The organism is Bacillota bacterium (genome assembly GCA_030705925.1).
Lineage (GTDB): Bacteria > Bacillota > Clostridia > Oscillospirales > Feifaniaceae > JAUZPM01.
Map to the genome: position 1 here is coordinate 22,915 of JAUZPM010000014.1, position 17,611 is coordinate 40,525.

Genomic DNA, 17,611 nt, shown 5'->3' on the forward strand with positions numbered 1-17,611 from the left:
TTTGTCACCCATCAAGTCAATTGTAACATTTTTCCTCGATATGTCAATAAATCCCTGCAAAAAAAGAGGCTTTCTTACGAAAGCCTCTTTTTAAATTTAATTGATTATCACGCTCTGCCGCTCGCCCTGACCCCATTCTGGATAATCTTCGGAAGTCACGATAGGCGCCTCACTTACATAAACACCGGGGGTGACGTTTCGGATATAATATACGATTTGTGAAGTTTCAGAACAATGGATGAATATCTTTATGTTCTGCTTTTCAGATGAAGCAAGAAAATAATTTCGATCATAATCGTCACTTCCAAAGCCGCAGAACCGCGCCCCTGTCGGAATATAATCCTGTATCAAAAAGTCGCCGTATGGCTCGCCACCAATATCTATTACGACTTTTTCCATATCGCCGACGTTGCTCTCTTTTGTGACTGTTTTCGTCACTTCGAGCGTTTTTTTGTCTGTATCCTTGATCTCAGACGGCAGCCCGGTGTAATAAGCCGCAACGCCCACGTTTCCCGACTCTTTAAAGTCTGCGTTTTCAAACTGCTCTTTCGAGAATGAAACAAACTTTATGCCGAGCTTTGAAAGATCGACCGTCTCAGTCTTTCCGTTATCGTTATATGAAAATGATGCGTTATTATTTGAAGCCGGCTTGAAATTCCTGACATAAATCACCTGTTCAAGAACTGGGAGATATGTTTCAGACTTGTTTTCGCAGAGATAACCCGCCATTTTATCGGCAGATGGCAGATGCAGCAGCGATGCCGTTACCAAAGCCGCCCCTGTTGCCGGAACGTTCCAGTAATTGTTTCCGGTATCGTAATACACGCCCGTGTTTCCCCTGTCGTCTTTCCAGTCGAGCAGTTTCGGCACAATCAGTTTATCAAAATACTTTTTCGCGCCATCAAAGTCCCCTGCATAGGCAAGCCCGGCAATCAGCCGCAGCGTGTCTATCTCTGTAAAACCTTTGTTGTTTTTCAGCAGCGACTGTATGTCGATAAGCACAGGATCTCCAAGCGCCGCAAGCCCCATGTAGGAGGAGGCAACATCGATCGAAGTCGCCTCGGGATTAACGATTTCCGAATAAAGAGCTGATTCCATGCTTGTTTTGTTTATATATTCGGGCAGCGCGGCTGCTGCGAGCGCAGATAGAGTGGCATCTTCGTTATTCTGGTCGGCATAATAATTGTTCGGATTATATGTAAATGTCAACAAATCATAATCATTTTTAATATCGGCTATCTTGTCTAAGCTGCTTCTGTCGATGCCTGTGCACTCTTTATAGATCAGGTCGTTTGCGAATACACTTGCCATTCTTGCGTCCGTCCGCTCGCCGTAACCTCCCGCAAGCTTTGAAAGCACCTTGCTGTACATGGCGTAATCGCTGTTATAAAATCCAAGGCTTACCGGGAAACGTGCGGCATTTATATTTTTAATGTCGTCAAAGGTCGTGATTTTCGAGATAGTCGCCTCAAGCCCGCTGTCAACAACTGAAAACGGCTTCGCTATCCCGTCTGAAAGCTTTCCGTCTGTGCCTTTTATCGTAAGCGTATAATCTCCGACAGGAAGCGTTCCGAATTTGAATATTGCGTCTTCACACGCCGCGGTCTTTACATCTACTGTTTTGTTGACGCCGCTGCCCGTGACGGTCGCCGTATAGTTCACATCATCCTTGCCGTCAACACTGCTTCCGTATGCCCTTGATGAGAAGTTGACCGTGTCGCCCGAAATGAACTTCTCCGGCACTATCGGCGACAGGAACATCGCAAGCTTAGTCGAAACGTCGGTCGTGCTTGAGCCCGCCTTAAGATCACTGCTCACTGCAAGCGCCGTTATCCGCCATGTCGTCAGGTTGTCGGCAAGGGTGAACTCCGTTTTCGCCTTTCCGTCTTTATCTGTCTTAATTGTTAAAAACGCAGCGTTGTCATTGAATTTCGTCCTCACTTCACCGCTGCCGTCTCCGCCGCCCATTCCATCTCCGCCGCCATAATCTTGAGGCACAGAAGAAGATGAATAGGTCGTAATTTCCGGATAATATATTTCACCGTAAAGTGTTCCCAGCACATCGGCATACTGCTGGTTTACGGCAAAATTAGCCTCATCGACAACGCTCAGGCACACATCGGCATTTGGAATAGGGGTCCCGTATTTATCCTTGACTTCGACATCCGCGTTCACCTTATCTGATGGGCGGTAAACGTCTTTATCCGTCTTGACGCTGATAGAAAGCCCTTTTTCAGAGGGATCATAGTCAACGTAGTTATACTGAATGCCGTATGTATTCGTTCCGTCGAAACACGCCCCTACCAACATAAAGTTCGGCATGTATTTTTTATCATAATTAATCGTGAACTCGTTGGTGCTTAAAGTGTTTACATCAAACGTATTCTTCTGAACCTTTGCAACAAGTATCCTTGCGTCGCCGCTCAAATCAAATTTTTGCTCGTTTTTCATGACGTCAACGGTCAGCGGTTTTTTTTCATTGAATCCCAGATCATAGTTTTCGCCGCTTTCGGCTGAGTAGAAGTCATATCTGTTTACGCCGTCAAAGTAATCATTATAATCGTTGAAAAACGAAGTTGAATATTTTGTATTGCGCCCCTTGCCGTCTTTATAATTGAAATCAAATTCATACCATCCGTTCTCATACGGGATGTCCGCAAGCGTATATTTCCCGCCCGACGTTTTAAATGTCATGGTATCTGTTTTTTTTGCCTCTTCATACGTCGGGATATAAATCGTCTTCTTGTTTAAAAAATCGTAATATGCCTCATTGCCGGTCTGCTGACTGAAGTGGCGTGTTATTGTCAGCGTAACGTCGACGTCAGCCGGAGCTCCCATTATGTTTTTGGGATATTTGTCGCCGTTAAGATCGTCTGCGGATTTTAAGTTAGTCAGATCCATTTTGTTTGTCGTAACATCGATCGTAGCTTTGCCATCCTTATGCTTAACGTCGGCTTGAAGCATTGTGTCACGATTTACGGTGATGACCGAGCCGTCCGCTCCAAATCCATCGTCATAATAATCTTCAGCGCTTTCGGCACTGACATAAAAATTTAAATTTTCAGGCTTCCACGACATGATATCAGCGTCCTGCTTTATCGAAAAAGTGCCGTTACCGTCACGGTCAAGCTTTAAATGGTATTCTTTCCTCTCTCCGCTTTCATACATAGACACCTTAACAGGAAGCCCTGAGGCGGGCGTCCCCTCAAAAAACTGGCTATTCACATCGATAACAGCTGGATTTTCAGCCGTATCTATATTGACCTCTTTTTCAGGTTTTGCCGTCATTACATAGGTCGGTTTTTCATAATCCGAAATATTGATATAGCTGCTTGACAGCTCACTTTTCCCGCTGGTAAGAGTGATTCTGTAATAATCCGCCGCAAGACCGGTGACAGGGATTTCACATTTATAAACCCCGCTGTCACTGAGTGTCACCGGCGCTTCATAAATACTGTTGTCAAACAAACTGTTGTTATCTGCATCCAGCTTTATCTTGAGGTTTTCCGGCTTTTTGGCGGTGTCAGTCCTCGGGCGCAGAACGCCCCATATCTGTATCTTATCGGTAGGCAGATATAATTCTCTGTCAGTATATATGTATGAGTAATAATCATCGCCGGCATAGTTTTCATCGCCGTCAAAAGCATAAAAGCCTTCTTTATCGGCAAAATCTATGAAAACGCCGCCGTCCTTTTCTATCTTTAAAATAAGGCTGTTATTCCTGCAAGTGTTGTCAAACTTTTTGCCCCATTTTACAACTGCGCTCCCGTCACTGCCGGTTTTCCCGGAATCAGTATTCTTATCATATATAAATTTGACCGACGCGCCCGAAACAGGTTTTTTTGTATCCGCGCTGTTGACCCAGACTAAAGCGTCATTTCCGTTTAAAGACGAATAGACGGAAAGGTCTGACACCTGAAAATACATCGAGACGCTCTGCGGATTGCCGTCACTATCTGTGATCGTTGCCTTCATATAGTAATAGCCTTTGTCAAGTTTTTGCGGCGCGGGGATATACCTGAAATCGTCCCATTCGCTCTGCCCCTTGTATAAAGGAGAATCGAATGAAAGCTTTAAGGTCATTTTTTTCATATCAGGCTCAAAAGCTATTCCCCTGTCCGAGGCATAAGCGTCAAGCTCGTCAAGATAAGCCTTGTCATCCTTTAAGCTGTAGATTTCGACGTTCGCCTTTTTGTCCTCATAGCCACTGGCAACATAAGTGGACATCACCGGCGTTTCAGACGGAAGGAAAGATGAAAAGCTGTACTTTTCCCAGTAAAAAACAGTATCGTCATCGTTTTTATCCTCGACGCTGAAGGAAAATTCCTTTTTATCGCCTATCGTTTCGCCAACGCTGTTTTTGACATCTTTATCGATCGTGACACTGTATGTGGTGCCGCCCTTGAGCGGTTCAGACGAGATGAAGACAGCGGCGTTGCCGAACATTTTGAATGTTCCCTTGACCTCCGGATTTATATGGAACGATGACGTCAGGCTTGCAAGGTCGACATCACTCTGTGAAAAATAAAGCTCGATGCCGGCATCATTTGCAACATAAGTATTACCGTTTCTCGGGATGGTGTTCAAAATTTCAAATTTGCTCTCGGTTTGGAATGCCCACTTGTTGAGCGTGCCCCCATTTTCATCGGCAAGCGTTAGGATGACAAGCTTGTCGCTGTCAAACGGAATATCGGGTTTAATTTTATATGTACTGCCTGATTTTGAGACTTTAAACGTCACTGCAGGCGTGATCGTAATCCTTTTTTCAACGATATTCTGAGTAAGCCCCTTGCCCGAAACCGTAAATGAAGTGTCTTCGGCAATGCCTCTTTTTGCATTTGAATCAGCCGTAACAGTGACCGAGGATGGGTCATAGGCAGAATCGTCAGCCATGACATTTACAGGAACAAGAGAAAAAATCATCGAAACCGCAATGATCACCATGAGCAGCTTTTTTGCAGGGCTTTTTCTTTTTTTCCAGAACTCTTTCACGTTATCCCCTCCAAATTATACCTTCATAGGGCATATTACCTAATTATTGTAACATATTTCCTCTACCTGTCAAGATAATAAAAGGGGCGTCATTTGACGCCCCAAAATCTATTATTATAATTTTAATAGCAGCTCGTTTATCTTTTCGCTGACATTTTTGCGTTCGTCATAGACCCATTGCTCGTTGAAGGAGAGTTTGAGATTTTTTGAAAAAGAATAATATAGGTTTATTTTCTGATAGTAAATCTCGAGATCCGAAAGCGTGTTTTCGGTGAAGAGCGGTTTAGTCACCCTGCTTTTATTAAGTCTGAAAATCTCGTCGACATAGTCGACGAAGCTTGCCAGAATCTCGGGATTTCCCACGTCAAACGGCAGTTTCATCAGCCTATACTGGATCTCCTCCGGCAGTTTATACCGCTTTATCGAATCGAGAATCAATAGGTAATCGCTGACGTCCATTTTTCTGTAATAGTCGAGCTTTTCCTGACGTGTGCTCCACAGAGCAAGCTTTTCATTTAATGGCAGATTGCCGATTTTCAGAATTGTCTCGCTGGGGCCGACGACGGCCTCTAAAAGCTCATCATCCGGCGTTTCGAGGCACTCTCTGATATAGGGCTGATAGGGGCCGTAAACGCCGACAAAGCCAACCTCGTATATGCCCTTTCTTCCGGCTCTGCCGCCTATCTGCTTTACCTCCTGCGTCGTGAGATAGCGAAAATCCTCGCCGTCGAACTTCTTTATATCCATGAAAATGATCCTGCGGATAGGAAGGTTCACGCCCATGCCGATAGCGTCCGTCGTCACTAGCACGCCATTTTCGCCGCTTATGAAAGCGTCATACTGCATTCGCCGCACCTCGGGCGGAAGGTCGCCGTAAATAACGCTGTTCTTCACGCCCTTCTCGTTGAGAAATTTAGACAGCTCTAAAACACGCCGCTTTGAAAAGACGACGAGAGCATCCCCCTTGACGGTGGTTTTGAGCTCGAAAGATTTGTCATAGAGTTTGAGTGGTATTTCCCTGTGGTATTCCCTCACTTCCGCCTCGTCGCCGCAGTCTTCGATTATTTTCAGTATCAGCTCTTTAGCATTAAGCGCGCCGCAGACATGTATCTCGGGGCATTTCAATCCCAAAAGCGCCCTTGTCCACGCCTGTCCACGCTGTGAATTTTCTATCATCTGTATCTCGTCGATGACTGCAATGTCATATTCACGGCTCAAATCGAGCTTTTCTATCGTAGAGCTGACATGCTTTGCATCGGCAACGTCGATCTCTTCCTCGCCTGTAAGCAGGTCACAGGGCACGCCGTCACGGTTGAGCTTTTCAAAATTTTCAAGCGCAAGTATGCGCAAAGGGGCGAGATAAACACCGTTTTCCGCAGTTTTGAGCCTTTCAAGGGCGTTATACGTCTTGCCGGTATTCGTTGCGCCGAGATGCAGGAAGAACTTTCTTTTGATTTTTCTTGCGTCTTCAAACTCGTCCTTCGGATTATCGGGGAAATATTTTTCAAACTGCGCCGCAACAAGGTTTGGAATATGGCTTTTGATAAGAACGGACATGATGCCAGAGCTGATATATCCCTTCATATCAGTCTTTATGATGTCCTCAAACTCGTATGAGCTGTTGTTGCGCCTGTTATATAACTCGATAAGCTTTTGGGAGATATAATTAAGCAGCCCGATATAATCCTCATAGACGATGTCGTAATCCTTAAGACCTTTGTCCTTAAGGTCTTTGAGGGATTTTATCTTTTTTCTGACGCTCGCCTCATGCTTCCACAGATTTGAGTTTCTGGTATTATTAACGATCTCTTCGATCTGTTTAAATTGTGATCTCAGCCTTTCGAAATCTCGTGAGGCTCTCTGCGCTTTTTTCATAATGCACCTGCGATTTTGTTATAATAATATTATTATGTGAAATTTACTGCAAATTATAGAATAACTGGTCTTGACACAGAAATTAAGTTTTGATAAAATCAAATAAAATAATAATGATTTGAGATGAAAAGATGCGCAATAATTTCCGCTGATAATTTAATACAGGCTGATGGATAACGGTTTATTTGTCATGCCTTGTGCGGAAATGTTGCTTTATATTTGATCCTTTGGGATACGGGAAGTGGCTTTCCGTATCCCTGTTATTTTTTAAGGAGGAATATTATGTCACAAATCACGATTAAAAACCTTACCTTTGCCTATGACGGCAGTTATGATAATATCTTTGAAAACGTATCGCTGAACATCGACACCGACTGGAAGCTAGGTTTCACCGGGCGAAACGGTCGTGGCAAAACGACATTTTTAAAGCTGCTCACGGGTGGCTTTGAATATTCCGGCAGCATAAGCTCGTCAATCAAATTCATGTACTTCCCATTCGACGTCCCCGATAAAAGCATGGATACCGTAAACGTCGTTGAAAACATCTGTCCGGGATTTGAGCTTTGGCGGCTTTTAAAGGATTTGCCGAAGCTTGAAGTATCGGAAGACGTGCTTTACCGCCCCTTCGAAACGCTCAGCAACGGCGAGCAGACAAAGGTACTCATCGCATCGCTTTTCTTAAACGACAGCAGCTTTCTGCTTATAGACGAGCCGACAAACCACCTTGACGTAAAGGGGCGAAAGCTTGTGAGCGATTATTTGAACAGCAAGAAGGGCTTCATACTCGTTTCGCACGACAGGGTTTTCCTCGACAACTGCATAGACCATATTCTTTCGATAAATAAGACGGATATCGAGATTCAGCAGGGCAATTTTTCGACATGGCTGCTCAATAAAGAGTATCAAGATAACTTTGAGATTTCCGAAAACGACAAACTAAAAAAGGACATAAAGCGCCTTTCAGAGGCTGCAAAGCGCACTGCCTCATGGTCGGACAAAACCGAGAAAAGCAAAAAATCGGGCGATGTACCGGACAAGGGATATGTCGGGCATAAAGCCGCCAAAATGATGAAACGCTCAAAATCCGCCGAAGCCCGCAAGCTTTCGGCTGTCGAGGAAAAGTCAAAACTTTTGAGGAATATTGAGGAGTCGGAAGACCTTAAAATCACGCCGTTGAAGCATCACAGCAGGCGGCTTATCGAGGCAAAAGACCTCTCTATATTTTACGGCGACAAAAAAGTCTGCTCTGATATAAACTTCACACTAACTGAGGGCGAGCGGATAGCGCTTACCGGGAAAAACGGAAGCGGCAAATCTAGCATTTTAAAGCTGATAACCGGCGAGGGCATCTCCCACTGCGGCCAACTTGAAACCGCATCCGGACTTGTCATCTCATATGTTCCGCAGGACACGTCCTTTTTACAGGGCGATCTCAAGAGTTTTGCCGAGGACAGCAACATCGACGAAAGCCTTTTTAAGGCGCTGCTTCGCAAAATGGATTTTTCAAGGGTGCAGTTTGAAAAAGACATGTGCGATTTCAGCGGCGGTCAGAAGAAAAAAGTGCTCATTGCGAAAAGCCTGTGCGAAAAGGCGCATATATATATCTGGGACGAACCGCTCAATTTTATCGACGTAATGTCCCGCATACAGATCGAAAATTTGATAACACAGTATAAACCAACGATGCTCTTTGTCGAGCACGACTTATCCTTTGTGAATAATATCGCAACAAAATGTATTGAATTTTAGTAAAATTTTAAAAATCCTGAGCAAACTATAGTCAAAACAATTTTGAAGATGGTGATTATATGTCAAAGGATACCGAACTGTTAAATTATATCTACAAAAATGCCGAAATGGGCAAAAACTCGATTTCACAGCTCATCGACATTTCAGACGACACAAATTTTAGAAATGTGCTGAAAAGCCAGCTTACCGAGTATCAGAATATTTTCGACAAATCGAAAGACAAGATGAAAGCGCTTAACCACAACCCGGACAGCATCGGCGCCATTGCAAAAGTGTCGACCTACATGTCGGTAAAGGGCAATACGCTGATCGACAAGACTTCGTCTCACATGGCGCAGATGATGATTCAGGGCAGCACGATGGGTGTGACCGACATCACAAGACATCTTAAGGATTATGATAATTCAGACCCCGAAGTCAAAGGCCTTGCTGACAAACTGCTCAAAACCGAACAAACCAACATCGACGAAATGAAAAAATATCTGTAAAGCTGGCAGACGCTCGAAAAAGGCAGGCAGACGAAGAACAGGCGCTCGTCGCTGTATGCAGATACAGCAGGGCGCCTGTTAACGAAGTAAGCAAAAGTGCCACAGGTATGGGGTGGCAGAGCCATTTTGTGTTTAAAAACACAACCTGAAGATCACGTTTAAATATCTGATACTTCAATGTTGTCTTATCATATATGTGCAATCACTTTTGCGGCGCGTGTACTTTTTCGACAGTCTGAAACCCGCACAGGCGGGCTTTTTATTATATTCCAATAAAAAATAATAATTTTTTTATACATATTAAATAAAACATGTTATAATAGGTAATCGATTACAACATTATGTCTGGAGTGACGATCATGGTAAAAGTAACAGTGTGGAACGAATACATCCACGAAAGAGAGCGTGAAAACGTTGCGGCAATATACCCGAGCGGTATACATAATTGCATCGCCGAATTTCTAAAAGCAGCCGGCATGGATGTAAAAACGGCGACTCAGGACATGCCTGAACACGGTTTGACCGAAGATGTTTTGAATGATACCGATGTTTTGATTTGGTGGGGACATGCGGGACATAAAAACGTTGACGACGAAATAGTAGACCGTGTATATCACCGTATCATGGAAGGAATGGGTCTCATAGTCCTTCACTCCGGCCACGCTTCCAAGATATTTAAGAAGATATGCGGAACCCAGTCGCAAAAGCTCAAATGGCGTGAGGACGGCGATAAAGAGATATTGTGGGTCGTTGATCCCGGACATCCGATCGTGTCCGGTCTTGACGAAAAGATAGTCCTTGAGCATGAGGAGACCTACGGCGAGCATTTCTGCATCCCCCAGCCGGACGAGCTTGTATTCATAAGCTGGTTTGAAGGCGGCGAGGTATTCAGAAGCGGCTGCTGCTATCACAGGGGCAAAGGCAAGATATTTTATTTCAGACCCGGTCATGAAACCTTCCCTATTTACCATAACCCAGAGATACAAAAAGTTATCACCAACGCCGTAAACTGGGCGAACACAAGCGGCGCTCCGACCGTTGAATACGGTCACACAAAGCCGTATGTGCCTATCGCCAAATACGAACAAAAATGATTTTAAGCAGACCTGTGCATCACAGCGTCTGCTCTTCTATAATTAGAGCTTCCGTCATATCTTCAATAAAAATCCCCGCTCCGATTATATCATCGTTAAAACCGTACTCGATTTCAATTTCACCATGTATTTTACATTTGTTTTCAAGAATGTACTTTTCTAATTCTTCTTCTCCGAAAGGTAAATATTTGCCATTTACTTCAAATAAGAATCTGCCCGAATCATCCTTTCTTAAATTTTTATAATCTTCCAAATATGCTTTTTCTTTTTTTAAATCTAAACTGAGAATTTTTAAATAAAATTTTTGACTATCAATTGCTATAGCAAATTGAGATGCGCAAGCAATTTTATTTTTACCCTTTTCAAAACTTCTAAAGTCATCAGTTCTATCTTCATAATAAAAGATATTATAGTAACCCATTAAGGTATCCGGGCTGACTTTTGAATTCTTAAGATTATCGAAAAATACGTTAAGCTTATTTTTATCTTTTTTTAAGACTTTTTCTATCTTTAAGTGATCACGAATATTTACTATTAATACATTAATAAAATCAGTTTTTATAAATTGGAGAATCCTATTTTCATGATATTTTTCAGCCAAAAGGGTATCATCGGATAGATATTTTAAATCAATCATTTGTGTTGAGATGTTCTGATATTTATTATTAAATGAGGCTGTAGCCTCATTTAATATAGTTAACGTCCTAGCCTTTATGTTTTCAGTTATTCCATCAAAATTTATATTTTTTCGTTTTTCCTTTCTTTTTTCGATTTCCTTTACTTTATATATTTGTATCATTGCGTTTTCAAACAGATCCATTTTTTCATTAATGTCATCTTCAACAATATCTAAATTAAAAAATGTCAAAAACGAATTATAACTTTGTCTTGTTTTATCAATTTTTTTCCCTGTGAAATAATTATAAAAATAAAGGTAATCATCGTTTGCAATACTTAACAATTCGTTAAATATTGTTTCCGGGCTGTCATTCTTATATAGTTTCAAGAATATTATAAACTCATATACAGCATCGTCCATAATTACATATTTCATTTTAGTATTTTCTAAAACATCGTCTTCGTTTTCTTCATAATGTTCCCTGGGTCCTAAAATTTCAATAGTATTTTCAATAAATGATAAATCTAATTTTTCTGTTTTAATTTTTGAGAAAAAGGACTCGATTGCATTTTTTTGTTCCTTCAATAAGTTTTCAATAGAAGTTTTCAAATCGCTTTTAATAATTTCATCTTTATGTAAGTAATAAAAATAGCAAAAGATTCTTACATAATAATCTAAAAACTTTTCCTCGCTATATGCTAAATAACTAAAAACCGTGTTTTCAAGAATTTTAATTTCCGCGTAATCTGCTAATACAATAGTGTAATTTAAAAGTTCGCTCAGTAAAACTTTTTCCTTTTCAATTTTGAATTCTTTATAATTATTAAATGATATTTTGTTATATAAACTTTGATATAAATCTTTTTTTAAACAGAGCGCATCTTTTCCTGTCCATATTAAAGGCGGGTTTCTTAGAATACTGAAATATATTCTTGTTGACCAATTATCCAGGTCATGATTTTTCTGCTGAACAAATCCATTTTCTTTATTAATGAAAAATAGATTATTATATAACGAAGATCTTAATGTTAATGCTATATCAAACTGCTTACGATTCAACTTTGTAATTGATTCAAAAAATTGTAAATATATATAATCCCATATATTCAAATAAACCTTAGAATTTTTATTGCAATCTTCATAAATTAAATTTAATGTATTTAGGTATTTATATATGTATTCCGCATTTGATGTATTAGAGATTTCTTTAAATATGTCACCCATGGTTGTTTGATAAATATTTAAAATATCATCATTTCCCTTAATGTTTTTAAACAGTTCATAAAGTATATCCAAATCTTTATAAAAATACAAAGTATTATTACTATAATTAAAGCCAATTATTTCTTCTTTCAACTGATTTAGAATATCTTCCTGCACTCTATTATTTTTTAAATTAGAATTAGAAAATTTTAGTCCTTTATTATCTTTTATTTTTGCTATTATTTCTTCTTTTAATTGTTTAAGGACATCTTTTATACTATTATTTTTCAAATCAGTAAGCAGATATTCTTTTATTTCTTCTTCGAGATATTGCTTTCCCTGAAACATCTTAAATATGTCTGCAGTCATTATTGATAAAATAAAAATACTTATAAAAAATACAGCCGTCAGAGAATTGTAAAATCCTAAAAATAAAAATATGTAACTAACGACTATAAGGGCTAGCTGCAGCAATACAACATTTTTATGTTTAAATATTGACGGTTTAATGTGCATTATGTATCTCGTTACCGAAATGCCGAATATCGTATCCTTTATCGTGCTCGACATTATAGATATCAGTGCTATCCCCAATGTACCAACAGTGGCTTGAACCGTAAAAAGTGTATTCATTAAATCTTCTATATTATCGACTTTGATTTTTATAATTCCTAGTAAATGAATGTTAGTTAAGTCAAATATGCAACTAACGATTAAGATGACTAAGAATATGATGCTTGTAATAAAGTCAAAAGCTCTTTTTTTATCAAAAGTATTTACCATATAAATCATGTTTCTCCAAATATTATATAATTATTATTTATTCTACCACCATTCTGTAATTATTACAAACTTCCAATATGTATATTTCAACTTTTAATAGGCAAATAATAGCTTTCCGTTCGTTTTTTTTGTTCACAAGGCTCAAATTCTGTTATAATAGAACCGCTAAATATTCAAAGCATCACTTTTTTGCTTAAGGGAAATGGGGAACAATTTTGAAAAAGGGCTACTTATATATTCTTTTGACTACTATTTTTTTCAGTTCAATGGAGATCGCGCTGAAGCTTGTAACGAACGAGTTTAATCCGATACAGATAACATTTTTGCGCTTTTTTATCGCCTCTCTTATTTTGATGCCGCTTGCAGTTAAAGGGCTCAAAAAAAGGAATGTCCGCCTTAACCGGTCAGACATCGCATATTTTGCCCTGACGGGCTTTATCTGCATCGTAGTCAGCATGATATTATATCAAATGGCAATCCTGTATGCTCATGCGTCTGTCGTTGCCGTGCTGTTTAGCTGTAACCCGATATTCGTTATTCTGTTTGCTTATTTGATGCTTCATGAAAAAATATACAAGCATACTATCGTTTCGCTTATCGTCAATATTGCCGGAATAATAGTTATAATGAATCCGCTGCACATGTCCGGCACTATTACCGGAATAGTTTTGACTATACTGTCCGCGATAACGTTTGCGCTTTACAGCGTCATGGGTCGCAAGCTGAGCGAAAAATACGGCGGCATCGCGCTCACCTGCTTCAGCTTCCTGTTCGGAAGCCTTGAAATGCTGCTGCTAATCTTCGTGTCTAAGGTCGGCGCGGTGTCGGGATTTTTGACACAGGCTGGACTTAAAGCATTCGCCGACGTGCCGATCTTGCAGGGAATAACTCTGCATTCACTGCTCAGCCTTGTTTACGTCAGCTTATTTGCCACCGGTCTTGGATATGCGTTTTACTTTCTCGCTATGGAAGAAACTTCGGCGTCAACAACGTCACTTGTCTTTTTCATCAAGCCTGCGCTTGCCCCGATCATGGCTCTTGTCATACTCGGCGAGCCGATCACGCTTAACATGGCGATAGGGATAATCCTTATCATAACCGGTTCACTTATATCATTCATCCCGGGGTACAGGATGAGCAAAGAAAATGCCAACGCTGAAAATATAGAAGCGCCTATAGAGAAAATACCTGTAAAGTCATAATATCGATATGAAAAAGATTGCAGTCTGTTTTGACGCTGCAAAAAACTTTGGTATAAAGAAGTGCGTTTCCATCACCAGGAAACGCACTTTTCATTTCATATAAAAATAGAAGCGGCAAAAAAACTCGGTTATTATATTAAATATACTTTTGCAGATAAAGCGTTCCGTCACTTTGAATCTCAGCGTACATCACCTCGTCCACTGAATTTACATTTTGGGATGAAAGTGCGTTTTTTAGCCAGTTTTCACTTAAATTAAGCTCTTTTAAATTCTTATATACCACTTTGCCGTCGGTGATGATTTCAGATGGAAGGTATGCTGTGGAAGAGAGCTCTGCCTTCACATCTTTTTTTGTAGCCAGCTGAACTTCCGGTTTTTTAAGTATGCTTAGCTTTCCGTCAGGCTCAAGTATCGCATAGTCGATGTCAGTTATTGAAAAAACGTTTTGCTCTCTAAGCATCATAGAAACATCGTCGAGGTTGAGCCTAGAGATTTTTAAAGTTTTATAGTTGATAAGTCCCTTTTTTATTATTATCGCAGGCTCACCATCAAGAAGTGTCCTTACCTTGCTTGATTTCAAACTTAAAACACTTATAAGGTCGGTCAACAGGCACCAAGAGGCAAGCCCAATGAATTCATCAAGAAAGGGTTGATTTGTCCGGCTTATGATGTTTGCGGCTATCGAGCCTATTGTGATGCCAGTTATATAGTTGAAGTATGTCAGCTGGCTGAGTTGTTTTTTGCCTAAAAACCTTGCAAGAAACAACAGTACAAAAAATATCAAAACAGTGCGGCTGATCAAGTTCAAAATCTGATTAAAACTCAATATTAAATCCTCCCCGATTGTACTGTTTATATTATTGGCAGGAGAGGAAACATAATACATATTATTCTCGGGCTTTTGCCGACAGCGCGATTACCTCAAGCTTTAACACCAGAATCTTATTCATCTCACCCTCAGTGAAAGTGAAATCACCGCGCCCGGTCATATGCTCCATTATCCTATTAAGCGCGTAAGCTTTTTTGGAATCGTCTTCAATGCTGATAACGCCTTTGCCCATAATACTTGCGTATCTATAGCTGTAGCCGCAGGCATTGTCACCAGCCGAAATCAATTCGTGAGAGCAGTCCATTTCTATTGCGGCATTTGGGTTTTCCCTCATAAGCTCAAGCTTTTTGCCTTCCTTAGCGCAGTGAAAATAAAATGTCAATTTTTCGCCGTCTCTCATATACCCGAAGTTCATCGGAACGATATAGGGCATTCCTTCGTCGATAAGCCCTATCCTGCATACTCCGCACTTTTGCACGATCTCTTCGATTTTGTTGATATCGGTAACTTCCCTTTCTTTTCTACGCATTAATATCAATCCTTTTTTATTTTTTATATATCCCGCCGTGAAAACAGATATAGGTTGTTGCGGGAAGATTTAAAAGTTTTTCTATATCCTCTTTCGCCCTTTCCATATCGAGTGTGTAAATGGGGTTTGCGACTCCAATTTTGCCGTTTTCGACACATGCGGCGTCGCCTGTTATAACAGTTTTATGCTTTTTAAGATAAAGTGAGATGTGCCCGGGCGTATGTCCGGGGGTGTCGACTATTTCACAGCCTCCGCACCAGCCAAAAGTATCGCCGCCTTTGACAGTTGTATTTACTCGGCAGGGCTCAACATTTCTGAGCATATTAATAAACGCCTCGCCGAATGTCTTTTGCTCCTCCGGCAGATGCTTTTGTCTTTCTTCAGCCTGCAGAAGCCTTGCTGATTTCATTTTTCCCGAAATATACGGCTCTTCCGTTTCTCCTGCAATGACCTCTATATGGGGATACTTTCGCTTTAAAGCCGCAAGAGAGCCCATGTGGTCGTGATCCTGATGGGTTATTATGACTTTTGTAAGATCGCCACACTTTAGATTATGTGATTCAAAGGCCTTCTCGATATTCTCTAAAAAGCCGATGAATGCAGTGTCGACCAATATCATTTCCCTTTCGTCTATAAGTATCACCGGATGGACAGGGTTTTTATTTGCCCTAAACTGCGCCTCTATATCCAGCACTATAATCTGTTCCATATCCTACCTCTTATAAAAATATATTTCTATTATAAAGGGAATTTTGTAAATTACAATTTATTTTTTATTTAGGTAATAAAAATGGAAAGTCTGCTTGACATCGTTTGAGCAAAGTGTTATCATATTTATGTAAAGTATGCTTTCCATCAACGGAGGTGATAATTTGAGAAACAGACTTGAAGAGATAAGAAAGAAAAGTGGGATAACGCAAGAAGAACTTGCCGATATTCTACAGGTTTCGAGACAGACGATCGGGTCGCTCGAAAACGGGAGGTATAATCCGTCAATAAATCTTGCTTATAAAATTGCAAAATATTTTAAAATGAGCGTTGAGGAAATTTTTATTTACGAGGAGGAGACAGATAATGAAAAATAAAAAATGGCTCTATCTGCTGTCGGCAGTTGTAGGAGCGGCTCTACTGTGCTTAGGAAAATTTGTTTTCAGTGATGAAAGTGTTAAAATGATTTCAGGTTTATGTTACGGTGTTGGCGCGGCTGTTTTTGCGCTCGGCATTGGTAAATTCATAGACGCATTTATAGTTTCTAAGACGGAAAAAGAAGAGTTCACCCGCAAAAAAAACATAGAAGTCAATGATGAGCGGAATATCCGAATCCGTGAAAGAGTCGGCTCTAAAATAAACCACGTAATGATTTACGCAATTACGGCTGTAATGCTGACTATGGCATACATGGACATGGGTATAACAGCGATATTGCTAGTTGCATCCCTGTTTTTGATAGAACTTGTGCTTTGTATTGTGCTGTTTGATTACTATTCAAAGAGGATGTAAAAAATAGATTTCAATAATTTAAATATATGCATTTTAGCTTGTTCAGCTTGCTGAACAAGCTATTATTTTGCTTTTGTGAGCCATGACCCGTTTGTATAGCAAGTTCCCCGCTTGCGAAAAACCCAAAATAGATTTGGTAAAATCAAAAACTTGGTATTATAATGTAATAAAAGACTTAAAGGGTTGGATTTCATAACAGGCAAAAATATAGCCATTGACGGCGGCATGTCAAAACAGACGATATATCATAACGACATCGGATGAGCTATAATCTGAAAAATCAACGCAGTTTTAAGGAGAACTTTAATGAAAATAGTTTCGATCACAAGCAGCTTAAGGCAGTCAGGCAACACTGAAACAATCGTTCAAATGCTGGAGGGCAGCCTTGCAAAGCTTGATGAATCAGTTCAGATAACCCATATTTCACTTGCCAAAACAAAGGTAGAACAATGTCGAGGCTGCCGTATCTGCTTTGACAGAGATGAAAGCTTCTGCCCCATCAAAGACGAGCTTTCAGGAATAATCAAGGAAATAAAGGACGCAGACGCGATTATTATTGCAAGCCCAGTATATGTTGAAGATGTAAACGGCACAATGAAAAGCTTTATCGACCGTATGGCTTTTAACTCACACCGCCCATCATTATACGGTAAATGCGCAGCTTTGATAACAACGTCCGGCGCGGGTTCTTCAAACCATGCGTTAAACACTATGAAAAACGCCTTTAGCTCGTGGGGCGCAAATATTA

The 17,611-nt window shown here is 40.4% G+C and carries 13 protein-coding genes; 7 read left to right on the forward strand and 6 right to left on the reverse strand.

Annotation, left to right across the window (positions count from 1 at the left end):
• Window positions 1–96 precede the first annotated feature (96 nt).
• On the reverse strand, window positions 97–4,992 hold the full coding sequence (locus Q8865_03600) for an alpha-2-macroglobulin family protein (GenBank protein ID MDP4152516.1): 4,896 nt from the start codon (window positions 4,990–4,992) through the stop codon (window positions 97–99).
• A 114-nt stretch (window positions 4,993–5,106) separates the two neighbouring features.
• The gene (locus Q8865_03605; GenBank protein ID MDP4152517.1) at window positions 5,107–6,867 is read right to left on the reverse strand and encodes a helicase-related protein; all 1,761 of its coding nucleotides are present in this window, start codon (window positions 6,865–6,867) and stop codon (window positions 5,107–5,109) included.
• A 282-nt stretch (window positions 6,868–7,149) separates the two neighbouring features.
• On the opposite strand from Q8865_03605, the gene abc-f reads away from it, so the two are divergent.
• The 3 genes from abc-f (at window position 7,150) to Q8865_03620 (ending at window position 10,198) form a co-directional block, all read left to right on the forward strand.
• Window positions 7,150–8,616 (forward strand): ABC-F type ribosomal protection protein, encoded by a 1,467-nt coding sequence (gene abc-f, locus Q8865_03610; protein MDP4152518.1) that lies wholly within the window; start codon window positions 7,150–7,152, stop codon window positions 8,614–8,616.
• A 59-nt stretch (window positions 8,617–8,675) separates the two neighbouring features.
• On the forward strand, window positions 8,676–9,104 hold the full coding sequence (locus Q8865_03615; GenBank protein ID MDP4152519.1) for a hypothetical protein: 429 nt from the start codon (window positions 8,676–8,678) through the stop codon (window positions 9,102–9,104).
• 359 nt (window positions 9,105–9,463) lie between these two features.
• Window positions 9,464–10,198, forward strand: coding sequence for a ThuA domain-containing protein (locus Q8865_03620; protein MDP4152520.1), 735 nt, complete (start codon window positions 9,464–9,466; stop codon window positions 10,196–10,198).
• Between the two features lie 19 nt (window positions 10,199–10,217).
• On the opposite strand, the gene Q8865_03625 is transcribed toward Q8865_03620, so the two are convergent.
• Window positions 10,218–12,803 (reverse strand): hypothetical protein, encoded by a 2,586-nt coding sequence (locus tag Q8865_03625; protein MDP4152521.1) that lies wholly within the window; start codon window positions 12,801–12,803, stop codon window positions 10,218–10,220.
• A gap of 215 nt (window positions 12,804–13,018) precedes the next feature.
• On the opposite strand from Q8865_03625, the gene Q8865_03630 reads away from it, so the two are divergent.
• Window positions 13,019–14,005, forward strand: coding sequence for a DMT family transporter (locus Q8865_03630; protein ID MDP4152522.1), 987 nt, complete (start codon window positions 13,019–13,021; stop codon window positions 14,003–14,005).
• 136 nt (window positions 14,006–14,141) lie between these two features.
• Here Q8865_03630 and Q8865_03635 read toward each other — a convergent pair whose 3' ends face one another.
• From Q8865_03635 to Q8865_03645, 3 genes are all read right to left on the reverse strand, one after another.
• A complete protein-coding gene (locus Q8865_03635; GenBank protein MDP4152523.1) occupies window positions 14,142–14,831 on the reverse strand; it encodes a DUF421 domain-containing protein in 690 nt (229 codons plus the stop codon).
• Between the two features lie 61 nt (window positions 14,832–14,892).
• On the reverse strand, window positions 14,893–15,363 hold the full coding sequence (locus Q8865_03640) for a pyridoxamine 5'-phosphate oxidase family protein (protein MDP4152524.1): 471 nt from the start codon (window positions 15,361–15,363) through the stop codon (window positions 14,893–14,895).
• 16 nt (window positions 15,364–15,379) lie between these two features.
• The gene (locus Q8865_03645) at window positions 15,380–16,072 is read right to left on the reverse strand and encodes an MBL fold metallo-hydrolase (protein ID MDP4152525.1); all 693 of its coding nucleotides are present in this window, start codon (window positions 16,070–16,072) and stop codon (window positions 15,380–15,382) included.
• Window positions 16,073–16,235: 163 nt separating this feature from the next.
• Between Q8865_03645 and Q8865_03650 the strand changes: the two genes are divergently transcribed.
• The 3 genes from Q8865_03650 to Q8865_03660 all read left to right on the forward strand — a co-directional run.
• Window positions 16,236–16,448 (forward strand): helix-turn-helix transcriptional regulator, encoded by a 213-nt coding sequence (locus Q8865_03650; protein MDP4152526.1) that lies wholly within the window; start codon window positions 16,236–16,238, stop codon window positions 16,446–16,448.
• Window positions 16,438–16,863, forward strand: a complete 426-nt coding sequence (locus Q8865_03655) for a hypothetical protein (GenBank protein MDP4152527.1) — start codon at window positions 16,438–16,440, stop codon at window positions 16,861–16,863. Before Q8865_03650 ends, Q8865_03655 begins: the two co-directional genes overlap by 11 nt.
• Window positions 16,864–17,169: 306 nt before the next feature.
• Window positions 17,170–17,611, forward strand: a 442-nt coding sequence (locus Q8865_03660; GenBank protein ID MDP4152528.1) for a flavodoxin family protein, incomplete at its 3' end; no start/stop codon positions are given.